Source organism: Nostoc sp. LPT, from assembly GCF_017115165.1.
GTDB lineage: Bacteria > Cyanobacteriota > Cyanobacteriia > Cyanobacteriales > Nostocaceae > Nostoc.
The window spans coordinates 1-18,401 of record NZ_JABXKF010000031.1 but is presented as its reverse complement, the minus strand read 5'-3'; the positions used below and the strand labels follow the sequence as shown (position 1 = coordinate 18,401).

Below are 18,401 nucleotides of genomic sequence, written 5' to 3'. Positions count from 1 at the left end.
TAAAATACGTAAATACGATAGACTTACCGTTATTTTATGTAATATCTCATAGCTTGATGTAAGAAGCAAGTTTTAAGGGGATTGGGAATAGGGCATTGGGCATTAGTATTAAAAATTAGGTATTTACTAGATTGAAAACTATTCTCTAGTCCCAATTCCTACTCCCAGTCCCCAATCCCTAGTCAAAATGCCTAATCAAATTTGGTTATCACAGTTGGAAAAACACCGAGCGATCGCAGTTATCCGTGCTCCTCAAATCGAAGTGGGACAACAAATGGCAATGGCTGTAGCATCTGGGGGAATGCAGCTAATTGAGATTACCTGGAATAGCGATCGCGCTGGGGAATTAATCAGTCAACTACGTTCGGAATTACCAGCCTGTATCGTTGGCACTGGTACGCTATTTAATGTGCAGCAGTTACAAGATGCGATCGCATCTGGGGCGCAATTCCTCTTCACACCCCACGTCGATTCGGCAATGATTCAAGCAGCACAAGAAAAAAATGTGCCTATTATACCAGGAGCGCTGACTCCTACAGAAATTGTTACCGCTTGGAGTCAAGGTGCTAGTTGTGTAAAAGTGTTTCCCGTGCAGGCAGTGGGAGGGACTAACTATATCAAAAGTTTGCAAGGGCCGCTGGGTGAGATTCCCTTAATTCCTACTGGCGGCGTGACTCTAGAAAATGCCAAAGAATTTTTGCAAGCTGGAGCGATCGCTGTCGGTTTGAGCAGCGAATTATTTCCCCAAAAGCTTGTCACAGAGGGAAATTGGCAGGCGATCGCAACTCAGGCGAAAAACCTAATGCAACAGTTAGGTTAACTTAGAATCAAATCATCAAACTTCACGTCTATTAAAGTAATAGATAGGGAAATAAAGGTGAAACCTGATAAGTTTCTCAAGACCCCATGATTTGAGTGTGAGTGTATCTAAAATGAAAAGACAAATTTCTGCTGACTGGGTGCGTCGCTTACAAATAATCCTCACTGGTACAGCACTGTCCTTAAGTGTTTTTACTACTACTGGAACCAGTGGAGTTTGGGCGAATTCCAAAAATCAAGTGATTGCACAAAAAATCCAGACATTACAACAATCAAATCAGCGCTGGATTCAAATTGATCTTTCAAAGCAAAGATTAATAGCTTGGCAAGGTGACAAAGTTGTTTATGGAAGTGCTATTTCCTCTGGGAAAAAAGCCACTCCTACTCTTGTCGGTACTTTTAAGGTTCAATCCAAGTTTAAAACTACGCGGATGCAGGGAGAAAACTATAATGTTCCCAACGTTCCTTATGCAATGTTTTACCAAGGTAATTACGCTATTCATGGAGCTTATTGGCATAAGAGATTTGGTACTCCAGTGAGCCACGGCTGTGTGAATATCGCACCTAAACATGCAAAATGGCTATTCGATTGGGCATCGGTAGGGACACCAATAGTCATTCATAAATGATAGTTGAAGCAGCTAAAAAGCAATTTAGTTAAAATTATAAATAACAACAAATCAAGACAATTAAGTGATTCCCAGCATAAAATATTGCTGGGAATCTTCGGAGTCGGAATTACTGAATTTGAAATAAAATATAGAAAGAGGCATTTCATAAGTTGCCCGAAAAATAAGCGGAAATCCTGACAATTCCTGTATGAAATTACGAATGCAAATATAAATTTGGGGAAAGTTTGTATTTAAGCATTTAAATGACAAATTTTTGTTAAGATTGTCCTTTGTAATTAGTCATTAGTCATTAGTCACTAGTTAGGATTCATCATTTAATTATGGACAAATGACAAATGTGCAAATTGGATGCAGATTAACTTAGGACTTGTCTTGAGAAGCATTAGCGGATGAATTGCGTAAATCCTCCACAGAAATCAAGTAGTCGATCTGGAAATTTATAGTTTTCCAGAAAATTACTTCACTTGATGATTTTTGCGTAGTTTAGAAGATGAGGCATAATGCAAACTTGGATTCGCCGTGGTGGGATTCGTTCTTCAGGAACTTTTTGTACAGGTGTGGCGCTGATGGTGGTGACTTTATTCTCTTGGTCATCACCGCTAACAGGTATATCCAATTCGACTACAGCAACAGCCACGTCAGTCGATGATAACACCATCACTCTATCTAATAATATTAGCCAACCTCGCTGGATTGAAATTGATTTGTCAGAGCAACGTTTACGTGCATGGGAAGGTAATAAACTTGTTCATTCATATCGCATTTCTGGAGGTAAGCGAGCGACTCCTACACCCATAGGTAGATTTCGGATTAATTCTAAGTATCGCACTCACCGGATGCGAGGCAGAGGCTACAACATTCCTGACGTTCCTTACACAATGTATTTCTACAGAGGGTATGCCATTCACGGCGCTTATTGGCATAACCGTTTTGGGACTCCAGTCAGTCATGGTTGCGTAAATTTACCTGTTAAGCAAGCTCGTAATCTTTACAACTGGGCTTCAACAGGAACTTTAGTAGTGGTGCGGAAATAATCGATAATTCCTAATCAATATCTGCAATTTTTCCTTTGATGTATAGACAGGTGCGTTCACGGAGTTAAGCACCTGTCTATACATATTGCTAGACTAAAAACAATCTTCAAAGGATTCAGGAGCTATGAGCGTCATAATTACTCAACCTCTCACATTGGAAGAGTTTCTGAAGCTCCCAGAAACAAAGCCTGCAAGTCAATATATTAACGGAGAGATTATTCAAAAGCCAATGCCAAAAGGGAGACACAGCCGCTTACAAGGTAAACTCTGTGCTGTTATTAATGAAGTCACAGAGAATCTAGAAGATTGCCTATGGGTTTCCCGAATTACGGTGTAGCTTTGGGGAACGCTCAATTGTACCTGATGTAGCTGTATTTCTGTGGGAACGCATACCGTTCACAGTTGACGATGAAGTACCTGATAATTTTGAACTTCCACCAGACTGGACGATTGAGATTCTCTCACCAGAACAAAAACCCAACAAGGTAATTGGGAACATTCTTCACTGTCTGAAGTATGGCAGTCGCCTGGGATGGTTTCTTGACCCTGACGATGTAAGTATTTTGGTATTTCTACCAGAGCAGCAGCCAGTGCTACTCCAGGGAGAAGATTTTTTGCCTGTATTACCGGAAATTGAACTTGCACTAACCGTCAACCAAGTTTTTGGATGGTTAAAGATGGGTGGCTAGAAATAACTCGCCTGGAATAAGAAGGTGCTGCATCTACGCCCATCGTAGACATAGCTGTTGAGGAAATATTTATTTGGTCTAACATTGAACCTTGATAATGACAACTTGAGCAATTATAACGACAGCTTTAGCTGTGGTAACGACAACTTAAGCGTTACTTATGAAACTGGGAAAATTCATAACGACAGCTTTAGCTGTGGTAACAACAACTTAAGCGTTACTTATGACACTTGGAATGTTCATAACCACAGCTTCAGTTGTGGTTATGACAGCTTTAATTTTGTAGGATTGTTAATAAGTGATTAAGAGGTCATTTATCAAGTAAAAATCAAGTTACTGTAGAGTGTGTTAGGCGCATATTTCAATATGCTTTCTCGCAAAAAACATATCAAAGCGCCTAACACACCGCTATACAACATGGTGCGTTAGGCTTTAGCCTAACGCAATGGCAGTTATGATACCTGCGGTGTCACTGAGCTTTGTCGAAGTGCAGGCTGCGCCAATGCCGAAAGCCGGCGCTCATCCTGCCTCCCCTACTTAAGATTTACTTTATAAATGGTCTCTAAGGCACCTTGGTAAATTAATTTCAAGTGGTGGTTTATGGAAGTATGGGTAAATTTGCAATTTGGCGATGGTGATTTTGAGCAGGGATTTAGTAAAATCAAACTTCAGATAGATGCTTTTTCGACTGAAAGTGATATCAAGCAACTAGAAACCCAATTACCTCCAGCCGAAGAAATTCCAAATAGCTATGAACGTTGGAAAAAAATCTATAACTTGTTAGTTCAACCTGACAGCAGAGGTTTTAAAAATAACCAAGTTACAAATGTATCTGCAGATATCTGTTCTGAATATGCTAAGTCTTTACGTGAAAAACTAAATCAATGGCTACTACCAATTAAGTTACAGTTAGAACCAGCAATTACCTCAAATACTAATATTGATATTCGTTTAATTGTCAATACGCACGGAGTTACATCAGAATCGACAAAGAACATTTTACATCGCATACCTTGGCAGGAATGTTATTTATTTGGCCAACATTCTTCCTCGGAAGTAGCGCTTTCTTTTAAAGATTACCTGCAAAAAACGGCTGTATCTACAACTAAATTAAAGTCTGAAAATTTCCGAAGAATTAAAATTATCAGTATTTTTGGAGATAGTAAAGATCTAGATACAAAAACAGATGAAAAATTAATTATACAGCTAGAAAAACGAGGCGCAGAAATTATTTCTTTGAAAGAACCAAAGCGTGAGTCACTTCAAAAACTTTGGGACGAGCCTTGTGATATTTTGTTTTTTGCGGGACACAGTGAATCTCAAGAGCATGGTAAAAAAGGTATAATTGACCTGAATCCTAATGAAAGTTTAGATTTAGAAGAAATTCCGCAAACTTTAAAATTAGCAATTAGTAAAGGTTTAAAATTAGCAATTTTTAATTCCTGTGATGGTTTGGGTTTAGCACAACGATTAGCAGATTTCAATTTACCTTACGTCATAGTTTGGCGGGAACCAGTACCGGATAAAATCGCGCACAAGTTTCTCAACTTTTTTCTTTCTTCTTACGCTGGTGGAGATTCTTTATTTACCGCTGTTTTGAAAGCAAGGGGTAAATTACAAGAACTGACAGGAAAGTCTGAGGGAGAAAAGCCCCTACCAGGAGTGAGTTGGTTACCGATTATTTGCAAGAATACATTAGAACTTCCTCCCAGTTGGTCAGATTTGGGTGGATTATCTGGTAAGTTACCTGAGTGTCCTTATCAGGGTTTGTCGGCGTTTGGGGAAGAACAGGCAGATTTTTTCTTTGGTCGAGAGAAGTTTGTTGATCAGTTGGTAGCAGCAGTTCAAAGTAAATCTTTGGTTCCTGTGGTTGGTGCATCTGGGAGTGGGAAGTCGTCTGTGGTGTTTGCGGGGTTGGTTCCGAATTTACGAAAAATTGGGAATGTGGAGATTATTTCTTTTCGTCCGGGGAATAATCCTCTTGGTAATTTAGCGATCGCATTAAATCATCATTGTCATTCTCCAGCACCACTACAAGGAGAAAATTCAACAGATATACAACGCAGATTAGACCAAATGGTTTTAGAGATAGACTTGCGGCATGATGAGACAAAGTTGTGTGATGCGATCGCAAGTATTTTTCAGAACCTAACCCCCTTACCCCCCTTCCCTACGAGGGAAGGGGGGATATCACACTTAGTACTTATCGCCGACCAATTTGAAGAACTTTACACCCTCGCACCACAAGAGGAACGCCAGCCTTTTTTAGATGCATTAATCTACGCTATCAACTACGCTCCTAGATTTACCTTGGTTATGACATTGCGGGCGGATTTTTATGGCTATGCTTTATCTTACCGTCCTTTTAGCGATGCTTTGCAGCAGGGAATTTATAATCTTAGTCCGATGAACCGGGAGGAGTTGCGTTGTGCTATTGAAAAACCAGCGCAAAAAATGAAGGTGGTATTTGAGGAGGGGTTGACAGATACTTTAATCAGAGATTTGGGTAATGAATCGGGACGTTTACCTTTACTTGAGTTTACCCTGATGCAGCTTTGGCTCAAACCGAAAAGATGGTTTCTCACCCACGAAGCTTATCAAGAAATTGGTGGGTTAGAGAAAGCTTTGGCTAACTATGCCGATACGGTGTTAGATAAGCTGAGTGAGGTTGATAGAAAACGGGCGGAAAAAATATTTATTCAGTTAGTGTGTCCTGGGGAAGGTACGGAGGATACCCGACGTGTGGCGACTCGAAAACAGGTAGGAGAAGCAAATTGGGATTTGGTGCAACAATTAGCTGATGCACGTTTGCTGGTGACTGGTTGTGATGAGACTAGCGAAAACAAGGAAGAGACGGTAGAGATAATTCACGAAGCGTTAATTAGGGAATGGGGAACTTTTCGCCAGTGGATTCAAGATAACCGGGAGTTTCGTACTTGGCAAGAAAGATTAAAGCCAAATGTCCGAGAATGGCAAGATCATCAGTACGACTCTGGGAGATTATTACAGGAAAAGCCGTTAAGTGTTGCACTCAAATGGTACATCGAACGCACAGATGAACTAACACTCCAAGAAAAGGAGTTTATTCAAGCCAGTGCAGAAAAGCAAAATAAGCAAGAAAGGGAAAAAAAGCGCACAAATCAATTCACTATTTTTGGGCTAACTGCTGGTTTGGTGGTAACTTCGATGCTAGCTAGTGCAGCTTGGTGGCAATGGCAGAATTCAGCAAAGAGCGAACTTAAAGCTATTAGTGAATCCTCAGCAGCACTGTTTGCCTCAAATCAAAAGTTGGACGCGCTCAGAGAAGCAATCAGGGCGAGGCGGAAACTGCAAAAGTTAGTAGGGGTAGATGCGGACACCCAGCATCAGGTTGAATTGGTGCTGCGGCGGGCAGTTTATGGGGCAGTTGAGTACAACCGCTTATCACAGCATAGCAGTGAGGTAAAGAAAGTAGTTTTCAGCCTCGACGGTCAGAGAATTGCCTCGACGAGTGACGACAAGACCGTTAAAATTTGGAAGATTGATGGCACCTTGCTAACTACGCTCAAAGGACATGAAGATACAGTTTGGGATGTTGCTTTCAGTCCCGACGGTAAAACGATTGTATCGGCGAGTGCGGACAAAACTGTCAAACTCTGGAAAGCAAGTGACAGCACCTTGCTAACTACCCTCCAGGTTAGTGATCAGGTTTGGGGAGTGACTTTCAGCCCTGACGGTAAAACGATCGCCTCAGCAAGTAACGACAAAACTGTCAAACTTTGGAGAGCCAGCAACGGCACCTTGCTAACTACCCTTAAGGGGCATCAAAATACAGTTTGGAAAGTTGCTTTCAGCCCCGACGGTAAGACGATTGCCTCGGCAAGTGCGGATAACACCGTCAAACTCTGGAGAGTTAGCGACGGTACCTTGCTAACTACCCTACAGGGACATCAAAATGCAGTTTGGGATGTTGCTTTCAGCCCTGACGCTAAAACGATTGCCTCCGCAAGTGGGGACAAGACCGTCAAACTCTGGAACAAGGACGGCACTTTGCTAACTACCCTTAACGAGCATCAAGCTCCGGTTACGGGAGTTGCTTTCAGCCCCGACGGTAAAACGATTGCCTCAGCAAGTTGGGATAAGACCGTCAAACTCTGGAACAAGGACGGCACTTTGTTGACTACGCTCAATGGGCATAGCGCGAGGGTTTGGGGGGTCACTTTCAGCCCTGATGGTAAAACTCTCGCCTCGGCAAGTTCGGATAATACTGTCAAACTCTGGAAGCTAAATAGCACGTTGCTGACAACCCTCAGAGGTCATAGCGCTACAGTTCTCAGAGTTGCTTACTCTCCCAATGGTCAAATGCTCGCCTCGACGAGTGACGACAACACCGTTAAACTCTGGAGAGCCAGCGACGGCACTTTGTTGACTATCCTCAAGGGGCAACAACTTCCGGTTTACGCAGTAGCTTTTAGCCCTGACGGACAGATAATTGCCTCGGGCAGTAGCGACAGAACTATCAAACTCTGGAAAGTGTCGCTCCAAGAGCCTGTACTACTGACTACCCTTAAGGGACATAGCAATGGGGTTTGGGGAGTAGCTTTCAGCCCCGATGGTAAAACAATCGCCTCGGCAAGTGAGGATAGCACTGTTAAACTCTGGAACAAGGACGGCACCTTGCTGACTACCTTTAAAGGGCATCAAGCTCGGGTTTGGGGAGTAGCTTTCAGCCCCGATGGTAAAACGATTGCTTCAGCGAGTGACGACAACACCGTTAAACTTTGGAATAAAGACGGCACTTTGCTAACTACTTTTAAGGGGCATAACGCCACGGTTGCGGGAGTAGCTTTCAGCCCCGACGGTAAAACAATTGCCTCAGCCAGTTGGGACAAGACTGTCAAACTCTGGAACAAGGACGGCACTTTGCTAACTACCCTTAAGGGGCATAAAGCTGGGGTTTTTGGAGTTACTTTCAGCCCCGATGGTAAAACAATTGCCTCAGCGAGTGACGACAAGACGGTTAAACTCTGGAAAGTGTCGCTCCGAGAGCCTGTCCTACTTGCTACCCTTAATGGGCATAGCGATAGGGTTTGGGGAGTAGCTTTCAGCCCTGACGGTAAAAAGCTCGCCTCAGCAAGTGATGACAAGACAGTGATTCTGTGGAATTTAGATCAAGTTGTCGATGTAGATAAGGTAATGGCACATGGTTGCGACTGGGTGCGTGATTATCTGAAGAATAACCCGAATGTTAGTAAGAGCGATCGCACTTTGTGTAACGGTATCGACATTCAAAAGTGAACTACCCGTACCATACCTGTTGACCACAGTGTGTCTTTTCTTCAGGATGTAATTGGTGGTAAGCCTAATTGCTTGTAAAAATCTGGGTCATATTTGGCTTGTTGCCAATTTTTGGCAGCATAGACTTGCTTTGGAGTTAAATTTTTAGCTTCTCGGAGGTCGGCTCCATTGAGGTCGGCTCCATTGAGGTTAGCTCCTCTGAGGTCGGCTCCTCTGAGGTCGGCTCCACTGAGGTCGGCTCCACTGAGATCAGCTTTAATGAGAAATGCGTAAATGCGATCGTAGTCTCCAGTGAACTCTTTTTGCTTAAAATTGGCTTTGCTGAGACCAAAGTAGTCAGATATAAATGATTCGCCTTCCTCATCTAAAACTCTACTAGATTTGTCTACCTTAATATAATTAAGTTTAGCTTTAGTGAGGTTGGCTCCTTGAAGCTTAGCTTTTATAAGTACGGCTCCACGGAGGAAGGCTTCAGTGAAGTCAGCTTCATAGAGATCGGCATAAGTGAAGTTGGCGAAATAGAGATCAGCTCTCTTAAAGTTGGCTTTAATGAGGTTGGCATGTTTAAGGTTAGCTGATGTTAGTTTAGCTTCTTTAAGGTTGGCTTTAGTGAGGTTGGCTTCAATGAGCTTGGCATACATTAAATTAATTCTTAGATTATCTGGATTTTTCGTAGAATTCCGCCGTCCAATAACAGTGAGAGCTGCTTGAACATCCGTAGTAACTTTTCCTGATTCTCTTTCTTGATTACTGAAATCGCCCTGTTGATTTATACAGTGTTCTACAAGATTAGTGTGTTGCTTTTCTGGATTATTCTTAATTTCATCTAAAGAAGATTTTTCCAGAATAAAGGAAGTAAGAACTTCCATGATTGTCCAGTGGTCTTTTTCTGAATCTTTTGCAACTCGCTCCAGTGCATAAATTCCCCCTAGTCGAACCTCAAGCTTATCATCTCCGAGTTGGTTAATAGCTTTGGTGAAGCGTTCTGTAATTTGTCCCTCTTGGGAAACCTTAAGACTTCGCCATGTGAAAAAGATACTGGGTAGGGCAGCAGAGCCAACAAGAGCTTGAATAAAAATCCCGTTAATATCTTTTTCTAATCCCAGTAAGTCTTTATCTAGTGCAATTCGCTCTTTCTCTATTACAATCTTATCTTTTAAATTAATCTTCTTGCTTGAATTTAAATTAAATTCTAGAGTTTTAATTTCATTTTCTAATAATTGAGTTTGTTTTTGTAGAGTAATAATATTTTCTAATACACCTTTTAAATGACCAAGTAAAGGAAAAGCTAAAAGCAGGAAAACAATAACAAAAACTACAGGTAATAAGGTGTTTATCTTTTTCATGTATGGATACCAGATATAACTATCATCAAGGGAAAAACTAGAGTTTAGTTGGTCATGAACTAAACTCTAGTATAATGAGAAATCCGCGTAGATATACTGCACGATGATTCAGATTTGTTAGCGTTAACTTTCGCTTGCTTACAACTTAACTCTCTTAATTTATTAGACTTTATGCTTCTTGATCTTTGGTCAAGTGTTATTGTTTGTCTCAAGCCAGTAACCTGCTCGAATTAAGATTTCTGTACCATTCTCCGAGTATCCATAAACAGGAGGAATCCATATTCGTTCTGTAACTGAATAAGGCGCACTTACAGGAGTTTTCAAAGTTTCCTCTCTTCCAGATATTTGCGTTTGCACAGGAGTTTTCTCAATTACATTCGCTGCGAATACCTGTGTTTGTAGGGAAGCAACAGCAAATGGTAAAGCCAATAAAGCACTAGCAACGAAACGTTTCATGCTTTTGAACCTTTGTTGATTGATAATTGGTTGGGAAGAAGTGATAGAAACAAAGATAAAACAAGTAATAAGCTATATTGATACTGCTCAGAAGGTATTTACTTGTTTATCCTGCTTCTACTTTTATATAAGTTCAAGTCCAATCGACCTATACACTTGTGTGAGGCAAATAGAAGTTTACTTTCAATAAACACATTCTCTAAGATTTATATATCAAAGCTTACAGAAAATTGTGTTTCTTCGAGATATAATACCATTTCACAAAATATAATACAAATCATATTTGGGAGAGACGCAATTAAGGTGAAACAGTATAACGGGATGCAATAGACTCACATTTTGCATCAAATCTGGATGATTACAAATCGCACGACAGTCACACACCGCTTTGCTCTTAATTTTCACAAATCATATAGGATTGCTACAGTTCAGAACTCCCAAGAGTGTATAAACTAAAAAAATCAAACCTATATATGATATAGCCCCCAGAAGATTAATCAAAAATCGTCTCTGGTGCTAAAGCTTCGCTGTTAATGTCATGTTTTCAAGAGACTTGAGGTAACTAAAATTACTATGGTGTCACCGTCAAAATATTGGCAAATGCAGATACTTCCTATAGGAGAAAACGTTCAGCTTAAAAAATATAGAGAAATCGGTAGGGCTAAGGAGTTTTTTAAAATACAATTTCCTCACTTAAATAGCAAACCCACACTATCGACAGAAGAAAATAAGCAAGTTCAATCAGTTCTGTGGGAAATTTTTCGTTCAAAAGACGATATTTACCAACGCGCTCTTGCAGGGCTTTGTTTGCGGTGCTATGTTTCACACAGAATTCTCATCACCTGCAAAACTATCCCTCACATCTACAACGTCAGTGCAGAAAACCTTTTCAGGTACACCGATTTACTTCGCTTCGTTTTAAACGACGATGGTACAGCACTGGTAGTTTTAGATAGTGAGGCTAAAACTCAACATATCTTAAACCATCATGATAGTACAACTCGAGTGATCGCAAAAGGTGGAGAATTTTTTAGCGTTGACATTTTGCAAAGATTTAATCCCAGCTTAGGTTCTAAGGAAAGCTTAGATAATTGGACTACCAGACTCACCCGCCAGAATCAAGAAATCAAGTCATTTTTGTGGGAGTTTGGATTAGCCACTCCCAGTGATTGGGGGCTATTATGTAAATCTGTTCCTCGTTCTCTGTCTGGGCTTCTTTTAACAGAAGACTATGAAATTGTAAAAGCTTTTCAAACAGTTTACCAACGAGATAGACTAAAAACATGCCAAAAAGGACGCTGTTCTGAACCAACACCAAGCCAACTGCAAGAAATGTTGCATTTGTTGCAGCAAAGAAATATTACTTTTTCTCCACAACAATTAATTTATCATATAAAACGCATCGCCGAAATCTTGCGACAAGACTGGCTTTTTAAAAAAACAGGCACTACCAAAACTATACCCACAGAAGTATATGATAATTCAACAAATGATTATCTTCCTAACCCAGATTTACCTTATTATACAGACTGCGAACCGGAGGATATAGAATTAGAAAAATTACAAGAAATCTGTCAGAATTTGTTTGAAAAAGTGTTATATAAAATAATAGCAGAGGTAATTAACCAGCGAATTGAAGATTTGAAAAAAAGTAGAGGTTACAAAAACTTTGCTCAACGGTTTCCGGAAGGTTTACGACTTTATTACCAAGAAAATAAGTCTTTGAGTGAAATTGGTAAACTTTGGGAAATCGAATGGAGTAAAGCTAGACGAATTTTTCAACTAGAAAACTTTTTGGAAATTGTGCAGTATCGAACCGAAGATATTTTTTTAGAGGAACTTTTACAATCAGTCAATAAATATCAGTCAACTATAATTTCTCATGAACCTGATTATCTAAAAAATATTGCTGCTGAAATTAGAGAATTTACTTTTAAGAAAACATTTAAAGAAGCAAAAGCCGAATTAGCTGCTAGTAAAAAACAGATAAAAAACAGCTTATTTGCTCAAATGATCCGCATCTACCTTAATAATTAATAAATTATGATAAAACATACATAGCTATTGGAGCATACAATGAATCACAGAGGAAATATGGTTAACTCACACATTTATATAATTGGTACACAAAACATAAAAATAAAGTTGTCACCAAAAATTGTTTGGCTAGAACCAGAAGATTTTGACGAAGCGCGAGTAATCAGTGAGAATCATTTTAGCCAGTTCGGCGAGTTCGGCGCATGGAAAATATATTTAAACGCACTAGCACAACTTGGTTTTGAAAAGTGTCTGAAAGAACGAAATCCAAATATCAAAATTAAACCAGACAAGAGTGCTAATGCAATTGATGATGTCTGTTATCTCAGTGTAGGTGAATTTCGCCTCTGCTTAATTACCGTAGATAACCTGATTGATGATTTTGTCATCGTACCGGCAAAACTTGTTACCTCAGCCAAAACGGCTGCTCATTTCTATGTCTTCCTGGAGGTGTTAGAAGAAGAAGAACAATTAAATATTCATGGCTTTTTACGTTATGATGAACTATTTAAATATTCTCAAACACCAGATTTTAAATCTCAGCTAGATGGTAGTTATCAATTACCCCTGTCTTTGTTTGACACGAAGTTAAATAACCTCTTGCTATACACTCGTTTCTTAGAACCATCTACGATTAAATTACCTGTAGTAGTAACAAGTAATAACACAGTTATAGAAACTCTAACTCAGGTAACAACTCAAGTAGGTAAAGCATTAGTCAATCTGGGTAAATGGTGGGATAGAGTATTTGAAGAAGGTTGGCAATCTACAGATTTTATTGGGAGTAGAATTCCAAATAATTTAACTTGGGGTTATGTTAGAAGCCGGAAGGAGTCAAATAATTTTCCTATTTCACAAACTAAATTATTTGATTTTGGCCTATTGCTGCAAAATAAACCCTTAGCTTTAATTGTCAATCTAAAAAAAGAAGAAAATGGAGAACAAGGTGTGCTTGTACAAATTCTTCCTCCTCAGGAAGAATATTTACCTTCTGGCTTGAACTTGAAAATTACTCTTAATCCCAATACCCCTGATTCTATAAGTCAGGAAGTCACTGCGAGGCAAACTGATAATGCTATTCAGTTAGAATTTAGCGAAGCACTGGATAAACAATTCAAGGTTGAAGTGAGTTATAAAGGTGCTGTATTTACTGAGGAATTTATATTGTAAAAATGAGATATAAATTTAACAGTAATTATTATTAACATCTTCCGTAATATGATGTCCGGTAAATAGGAATAACTCGGCTGGAATCAGAAGGAGTGATCGCTTTTTAAGAAAAATTATAGACATTAATTATGTTTATAATAGACATTAATCATCAACTAAAAAAGGTAGCGCAATGAACTGGAGAATTGCCGAAGCCAAACAGAGGTTCTCCGAACTGATTAATGCCGTAACCAAAGAACCACAACGCATCTACAACCGAAATCAATTAGTGGCGGTTGTTGTGGAGGCTGAGATGTTCGAGGAATTCTTAGTTTGGCGCAAGCAGCACGAAAAGATGTCTTTAGTTGATGCCTTCCAAGAATTACGCCAGATAGCCGCTGAGGAAGACTATATCCTCGAAGTACCCTCCCGCCAAGACCGTCCTAACCCCTTCGCTGATGCCATCGATGACTTTTCTGTGTGACACTAACATTATCAGCGAATTAGCACGACTCCAACCTAACTCTGGTGTACTTAAATGGGCAGAAAGCGCTTACTCAATAGTTCTGAGTGCGATTACCGTTAAGGAAATATTTTATGGACTGACATCCAAGCCAACTCTAGAATTCAAATATGGTTCGAGAACTTTTTAGAAAATAACTCTTAAGTATTGCCCATCACTACTGAAATTGCGAAACGCTCCGGTGAATTGCGAGGTGAACTAAGATCAAGTGGGAAAACACATACCCAAGCAGATATAATGATTGCTGCTACTGCTCAAATTCACCAATTGACCTTAGTAACGCGCAACATCCGCGATTTTGATAGCTGCGGTATCCCACTTTTAAATCCCTTTAGCTAAATAGTTAAACGCACTAGTTTAACTCAACTGTGCCACAAGTTGATTTTCCAACAGCGTATCATTCGTCAACAAGTCCTCAACGGTGATTCGCAAAAAGCGTTGCTCATCAACTTGAAAGAGGATTTTGATGCGATCGCTTCCAGGATATCCGGCTGGTGTCAGTTGGGCAATTGTCTTCGCACCTTCTCGATCGTTGAGGGGTTTGACGCTGGTTTCATTATTGTCCATACGGCGAGTAATTAAGCGATCGCCATCAAAATAAACTTCAGTACTACCTGTATCTGCTCCCAATTCTCCCATAATTAATTCAATGCTGGGCTGATTTTCTACAGAAGCGCCTAAGACTAATTCCACTGCTTGACTCATCGGATATGCCTGTCCAGCTTTAATTAAAGAATGCCATTTATGACGCTGGTTGCGACGATCCCAGTAGCGGATACCATAACTATGATACAGAAAGTCTTTGATTTGTATCCCTTGTGCTAGCTGTAATGCACCTTGAGCGATCGCTTCAAAGGGACGTTCGCAACGGATTTTTTCTGGCTCAAAATACTGTTTGATCCATGTCTGCACTGCCGGCAATTGCACTGTCCCACCAACTAATAAAACTGCATTAATATCTGGAAGTTCTATCCCTTGCCGTTTTGCTTGCTGCAACAGTGTTGTCATCGACTCATCCAATAACTCAAAAAAGGCATGTTCTTTGAGGATATCGTCAAAAGTATCGCGGTTTAGTTCCAGTTCATAACTTTCAAATGTCTCATCATCAAAATAAACTTCACTAGCTTGATTTTGAGTTGATAGCTGAATTTTCACCCGTTCTGCCAATCTTGTTGTCAAGGGACTTACCGCCAGTTCTTGAGTTTTGGCAAAGTAATCTACTAACCAGTTATCAATATCAGTACCGCCCAGATTTTGCCCAGCTTTCGCCAAGACACGGGCAGTTTTGACTTTTTGTTTTGAATCTTCAGCCAAGGACTTGTTACCCCACTTGAGGATAAATCCCAGCGGCTTTGTAGTTGCTTGCACACCTCGATCCAACCGGACAAGGGACAAATCCAAAGTACCGCCGCCAAAGTCAATCACCAAGAGAATTTCTTGATCTGCCAAGCCATAACCCAAGGCGGCGGCTGTGGGTTCATCCAGCATTCGCACCTGTTCGACGGGAAGGGATTGACAAACTTTTCCCAACCAGTGACGATAGGCTTCAAAACTGTCTACGGGTACGGTTAACACGAGGGAATCTAAGCCACCTTCCAGAGGCGCTAGTTCTTCAATTACTTGAGTCAAGAACCATTGCCCTACTTGTTCAAAGGTGACAACTTGCCCATCGAGTTCGGGTAAGAAACCTTGAATGTCTGCACCAATACCGCGTTTGAAACTACGGAAAAATCGCGTTTCGCCTTTGAGGTCAAAACCGCGATCGCGTACTTGTTGCCCGACTAAGACTTTATTTTGACTTGCGTCTTCAACATAAACCAAGCTGGGAATCAGTGGCGGATTGAAACTTTGTTTAATTGATAAACCTGGTAGAGCCAGGGTTTCTGGCTGCTGGGTTACAGGGTTCCAACGAGCAATAACTGTGTTGCTAGTACCAAAATCGATTGCGATCGCCATATTTTATATTTATTCTCTCGCACGAAGACACTAAAGCTGCTTTATCTGTGATTATTCTCTATAAGGCATCAACAATGCAAATGCGCCCAGACGCTTGCTTCTTTGCATCCAAACCCAGATATCGATTCAGTCTGTTGCAGCAAAGTGTTAGCTGCAACAGATAGCACAGTTAGACAATTGGCTTGTCAGAAAGCATGGAAATCATTGGCTGTAAGCGTAGGAAATGTGGCAATAGTCATTTGAGTCAAAACTAGTTCAGTCTGGCTTGTTTTGAAATCCGTCTAGTTATTTTAATTTCTTGCTTGATTTTATTTGCTTCGTCTTGACATTCTTCTGCTAGTTCTTCAAGATTATTCGCTATTGACAATACCTCTTGCGCTAACTGTTTCGTCTGTGCTGATTTCTGATTATATTTTTGAGAGGCTTCTGTAATTTCAGAAAAAATATCTTTGTATTCTTCAGGTGGATTTTCTAACCACTCCTCAAACTCGCTTTGCGGCTTTTGAAGAATAGCAATAGTTTTTTCCCAGGAGGTTTTAAGACGCATATCTAACGTCTTAATCTCCTGAATTTTTGCCTTGAGTTGTTTGGTATTATTTACTCCAGCTAACTCATAGACTTTAGCTTTTAGCTCTTGAAGTTTCATGATTATTATCGAGCATCCCAAATCTAGAGCATTTTATCGATCCGCTTATTTTAATTTTTGATAAAGTCTTTCATTCTCTTGACGAAGACGCTGACTCTCTTGAAATAATGTAGCAATTTGCTGTTTCTGCTGTTCAACTAAAGCTATTGCTTCATCTCTTTGCTGCTTATATCTTTTGGTATGGGCAACTCTTCCACCTAAACTCTGATTATTCTTAGCTAGTTCCTGTCTTCGCTTCTCAACCGCATTGTACTTCTTTTTAAGCTGCTCTAGTTCTGTAACCATTTCCGCCTCAGCTTTACTATTCTCAGCTTCAGATCGCAAGGCTTCATTTTCGGCTTCTAGCGAGGCAACTCGTGCTTCTAATCTCTTAATTTCTTTATCCTTGCCAAACAGTTTCTCTTGTAATGCTTTGAGCAGACCCAAGAGCTTGGATTTTTGTTGATCTTGTTCATGATAAACTGCTTCAAGCTCATTAGCGCGATCGCGCAGACGACCAGCTCGATTCTGTAAGACTTTGGCTGTACATTCGTACTTAATAATCGCAATAACCCTGCTACGCTCTGGTTCCTCCAGTCGTTGAACTTCGGGGCTACGCCAAAGTTCATCGTAGTTGGTACAATCATGGCGTAGATCCTGGGTTTTGACGTGTCCAGGATCTGCAATTAACTCTGAGTTTTTCAGCCGAACTCGGTCATGCCAATAGTCAAACAATGCCTTGCTGTCGTCCATGATTGTGCGATCGCTTGTAAAGTAGCTATTTATCTTTAAACATAGAGTAACTGAAAGCTCAATAGGAGCCGTATTTACTCTGAACTGCTGTAAAAAATCTTCACTTTGTTGGGTAATCTGCTATCTTCGCCATGATTTAGACGGGATTTGATAAATGCTTACCCTGCAATTGAACTAGGAATTCTATTTTTGGGGAACGAGCTTAGGCAATACCTGCTCAAGGATTCGTTTTTGACCATTAGGAGTCAGAGCAACTTCATCCTCTCCAACAGGTCGAATATCCTTACTTTTGATTAGCCTAGATATAGCAACATTAACGTTTTGAGGGTTCTGGCTGACAGCATGTTCGCGTAGTTCAGCCCGACTCAAGCGATTATTGGCGGCATGATACAGCAGCAACAGAACTTCATCCGTTGCATAAATATCCCTTGCCAGAACTAGAGGTTTTCCGTCCAATTCATGAATTACTGAATGTTCTAGTTGAACAATTTGGGCAATGGTTTCTGCAACAAGCTTTCGATCTCGATTCCAAACTAGGCGGAGAAATTCTGCAAAAATCCATTTGCTTGCATGAAGCACTAGCATTGAATCCATATAGTTTGCAGTGTACTCAGTTGATATGTGAACAGCACCGCGATCGGAGCGAAATCCATACACAACCTCAATCACTTTAGCCAAATGATAACGATCCTTCGAGCCAAGTTGATGGGGAATATTTTTGTTCAATAAATCCTCACGAACCTTACCAGGCAATTTTCGATGATCAATCTTTCCGGTATCCATTTGAAGCAAGCAACGCGAAATCGCTTCACAAAACCGCCCACCGTCTAGTTCTGTTGGTTGCCAATCGCCAGCTAGAAATCGTTGCTGCATTTCGACGTAGCATTCAACTACTGCATGGGCAAAGTGAGAGTCAATAATTGTTGAAAGTTCCTGAATTAGTTGCTCAGATGTTCTTCTCATGGTTACACCTCACCAGAATTTTCAGAAGATTCATCGGTGGATGTGTTACTTTGCATAGAGTCTGTCAATCTCTCAACCTCAGCCAAGGGGAGCATCTCAGTTTTTGAAGTGCCTCAAACCGACAATAATCCATTAAGGTAGG

At 40.4% G+C, this 18,401-nt stretch carries 17 protein-coding genes and 1 pseudogene; 11 read left to right on the top strand and 7 right to left on the bottom strand.

What is annotated here, in order from left to right:
* Window positions 1-187: 187 nt before the first annotated feature.
* From HWQ58_RS06305 to HWQ58_RS06290, 4 genes and pseudogenes are all read left to right on the top strand, one after another.
* The gene (locus HWQ58_RS06305; RefSeq protein WP_292859234.1) at window positions 188-820 is read left to right on the top strand and encodes a bifunctional 4-hydroxy-2-oxoglutarate aldolase/2-dehydro-3-deoxy-phosphogluconate aldolase; all 633 of its coding nucleotides are present in this window, start codon (window positions 188-190) and stop codon (window positions 818-820) included.
* Window positions 821-932: 112 nt separating this feature from the next.
* A complete protein-coding gene (locus HWQ58_RS06300; protein ID WP_292859232.1) occupies window positions 933-1,448 on the top strand; it encodes a L,D-transpeptidase in 516 nt (171 codons plus the stop codon).
* A 503-nt stretch (window positions 1,449-1,951) separates the two neighbouring features.
* Window positions 1,952-2,485, top strand: a complete 534-nt coding sequence (locus tag HWQ58_RS06295; RefSeq protein ID WP_292859230.1) for a L,D-transpeptidase — start codon at window positions 1,952-1,954, stop codon at window positions 2,483-2,485.
* A 124-nt stretch (window positions 2,486-2,609) separates the two neighbouring features.
* Window positions 2,610-3,174: pseudogene (locus HWQ58_RS06290) on the top strand (Uma2 family endonuclease).
* Here HWQ58_RS06290 and HWQ58_RS06285 read toward each other — a convergent pair.
* Window positions 3,137-3,259, bottom strand: coding sequence for a hypothetical protein (locus HWQ58_RS06285; protein ID WP_292859457.1), 123 nt, complete (start codon window positions 3,257-3,259; stop codon window positions 3,137-3,139). The pseudogene HWQ58_RS06290 and the gene HWQ58_RS06285 overlap by 38 nt on opposite strands.
* Here HWQ58_RS06285 and HWQ58_RS06280 point away from each other — a divergent pair.
* Window positions 3,259-3,480, top strand: coding sequence for a hypothetical protein (locus HWQ58_RS06280; protein WP_292859228.1), 222 nt, complete (start codon window positions 3,259-3,261; stop codon window positions 3,478-3,480). The genes HWQ58_RS06285 and HWQ58_RS06280 overlap by 1 nt on opposite strands.
* Window positions 3,481-3,774: 294 nt before the next feature.
* Window positions 3,775-8,451, top strand: coding sequence for a CHAT domain-containing protein (locus tag HWQ58_RS06275; RefSeq protein ID WP_292859225.1), 4,677 nt, complete (start codon window positions 3,775-3,777; stop codon window positions 8,449-8,451).
* Between the two features lie 41 nt (window positions 8,452-8,492).
* Here the strand turns inward: HWQ58_RS06275 and HWQ58_RS06270 are convergent, their stop codons facing one another.
* The gene (locus HWQ58_RS06270) at window positions 8,493-9,797 is read right to left on the bottom strand and encodes a pentapeptide repeat-containing protein (protein ID WP_292859222.1); all 1,305 of its coding nucleotides are present in this window, start codon (window positions 9,795-9,797) and stop codon (window positions 8,493-8,495) included.
* Window positions 9,798-9,986: 189 nt separating this feature from the next.
* Complete coding sequence (locus HWQ58_RS06265) at window positions 9,987-10,253, bottom strand: hypothetical protein (protein ID WP_292859219.1); 267 nt, start codon at window positions 10,251-10,253, stop codon at window positions 9,987-9,989.
* 573 nt (window positions 10,254-10,826) lie between these two features.
* Between HWQ58_RS06265 and HWQ58_RS06260 the strand changes: the two genes are divergently transcribed.
* The 5 genes from HWQ58_RS06260 (at window position 10,827) to HWQ58_RS06240 (ending at window position 14,301) form a co-directional block, all read left to right on the top strand.
* On the top strand, window positions 10,827-12,290 hold the full coding sequence (locus tag HWQ58_RS06260) for a hypothetical protein (protein WP_292859216.1): 1,464 nt from the start codon (window positions 10,827-10,829) through the stop codon (window positions 12,288-12,290).
* Window positions 12,291-12,347: 57 nt separating this feature from the next.
* Entirely contained in the window at window positions 12,348-13,460 is a 1,113-nt protein-coding gene (locus HWQ58_RS06255; RefSeq protein ID WP_292859213.1) for a DUF1822 family protein, read from the top strand.
* 172 nt (window positions 13,461-13,632) lie between these two features.
* Window positions 13,633-13,923, top strand: coding sequence for a type II toxin-antitoxin system prevent-host-death family antitoxin (locus HWQ58_RS06250; protein WP_292859210.1), 291 nt, complete (start codon window positions 13,633-13,635; stop codon window positions 13,921-13,923).
* Window positions 13,907-14,092, top strand: a complete 186-nt coding sequence (locus HWQ58_RS06245) for a PIN domain-containing protein (RefSeq protein WP_292859207.1) — start codon at window positions 13,907-13,909, stop codon at window positions 14,090-14,092. The genes HWQ58_RS06250 and HWQ58_RS06245 overlap by 17 nt, the downstream gene beginning before the upstream one ends.
* A gap of 17 nt (window positions 14,093-14,109) precedes the next feature.
* Window positions 14,110-14,301 carry a type II toxin-antitoxin system VapC family toxin gene (locus tag HWQ58_RS06240; protein WP_292859204.1) on the top strand — a complete coding sequence of 64 codons (192 nt, stop codon included), beginning with the start codon at window positions 14,110-14,112 and terminating at the stop codon, window positions 14,299-14,301.
* An 18-nt stretch (window positions 14,302-14,319) separates the two neighbouring features.
* Here HWQ58_RS06240 and HWQ58_RS06235 read toward each other — a convergent pair whose 3' ends face one another.
* The 4 genes from HWQ58_RS06235 to HWQ58_RS06220 form a co-directional block, all read right to left on the bottom strand.
* On the bottom strand, window positions 14,320-15,918 hold the full coding sequence (locus tag HWQ58_RS06235) for an Hsp70 family protein (protein ID WP_292859201.1): 1,599 nt from the start codon (window positions 15,916-15,918) through the stop codon (window positions 14,320-14,322).
* Window positions 15,919-16,168: 250 nt separating this feature from the next.
* Window positions 16,169-16,564 carry a hypothetical protein gene (locus HWQ58_RS06230; protein ID WP_292859198.1) on the bottom strand — a complete coding sequence of 132 codons (396 nt, stop codon included), beginning with the start codon at window positions 16,562-16,564 and terminating at the stop codon, window positions 16,169-16,171.
* Window positions 16,565-16,609: 45 nt separating this feature from the next.
* The gene (locus HWQ58_RS06225) at window positions 16,610-17,296 is read right to left on the bottom strand and encodes a hypothetical protein (RefSeq protein ID WP_292859195.1); all 687 of its coding nucleotides are present in this window, start codon (window positions 17,294-17,296) and stop codon (window positions 16,610-16,612) included.
* Between the two features lie 183 nt (window positions 17,297-17,479).
* Window positions 17,480-18,259 (bottom strand): hypothetical protein, encoded by a 780-nt coding sequence (locus HWQ58_RS06220; RefSeq protein WP_292859192.1) that lies wholly within the window; start codon window positions 18,257-18,259, stop codon window positions 17,480-17,482.
* Between the last annotated feature and the right edge of the window lie 142 nt (window positions 18,260-18,401).

Excerpts from the sequence above, each read along its gene's own strand:
- HWQ58_RS06305 (WP_292859234.1), top strand. The coding sequence starts at position 188 with ATGCCTAATCAAATTTGGTTATCACAGTTGGAAAAACACCGAGCGATC.
- HWQ58_RS06300 (WP_292859232.1), top strand. The coding sequence starts at position 933 with ATGAAAAGACAAATTTCTGCTGACTGGGTGCGTCGCTTACAAATAATC.
- HWQ58_RS06295 (WP_292859230.1), top strand. The coding sequence starts at position 1,952 with ATGCAAACTTGGATTCGCCGTGGTGGGATTCGTTCTTCAGGAACTTTT.
- HWQ58_RS06285 (WP_292859457.1), bottom strand. The coding sequence starts at position 3,259 with ATGTTAGACCAAATAAATATTTCCTCAACAGCTATGTCTACGATGGGC.
- HWQ58_RS06275 (WP_292859225.1), top strand. The coding sequence starts at position 3,775 with ATGGAAGTATGGGTAAATTTGCAATTTGGCGATGGTGATTTTGAGCAG.
- HWQ58_RS06270 (WP_292859222.1), bottom strand. The coding sequence starts at position 9,797 with ATGAAAAAGATAAACACCTTATTACCTGTAGTTTTTGTTATTGTTTTC.
- HWQ58_RS06265 (WP_292859219.1), bottom strand. The coding sequence starts at position 10,253 with ATGAAACGTTTCGTTGCTAGTGCTTTATTGGCTTTACCATTTGCTGTT.
- HWQ58_RS06260 (WP_292859216.1), top strand. The coding sequence starts at position 10,827 with ATGGTGTCACCGTCAAAATATTGGCAAATGCAGATACTTCCTATAGGA.
- HWQ58_RS06255 (WP_292859213.1), top strand. The coding sequence starts at position 12,348 with ATGGTTAACTCACACATTTATATAATTGGTACACAAAACATAAAAATA.
- HWQ58_RS06250 (WP_292859210.1), top strand. The coding sequence starts at position 13,633 with ATGAACTGGAGAATTGCCGAAGCCAAACAGAGGTTCTCCGAACTGATT.
- HWQ58_RS06245 (WP_292859207.1), top strand. The coding sequence starts at position 13,907 with ATGACTTTTCTGTGTGACACTAACATTATCAGCGAATTAGCACGACTC.
- HWQ58_RS06235 (WP_292859201.1), bottom strand. The coding sequence starts at position 15,918 with ATGGCGATCGCAATCGATTTTGGTACTAGCAACACAGTTATTGCTCGT.
- HWQ58_RS06230 (WP_292859198.1), bottom strand. The coding sequence starts at position 16,564 with ATGAAACTTCAAGAGCTAAAAGCTAAAGTCTATGAGTTAGCTGGAGTA.
- HWQ58_RS06225 (WP_292859195.1), bottom strand. The coding sequence starts at position 17,296 with ATGGACGACAGCAAGGCATTGTTTGACTATTGGCATGACCGAGTTCGG.
- HWQ58_RS06220 (WP_292859192.1), bottom strand. The coding sequence starts at position 18,259 with ATGAGAAGAACATCTGAGCAACTAATTCAGGAACTTTCAACAATTATT.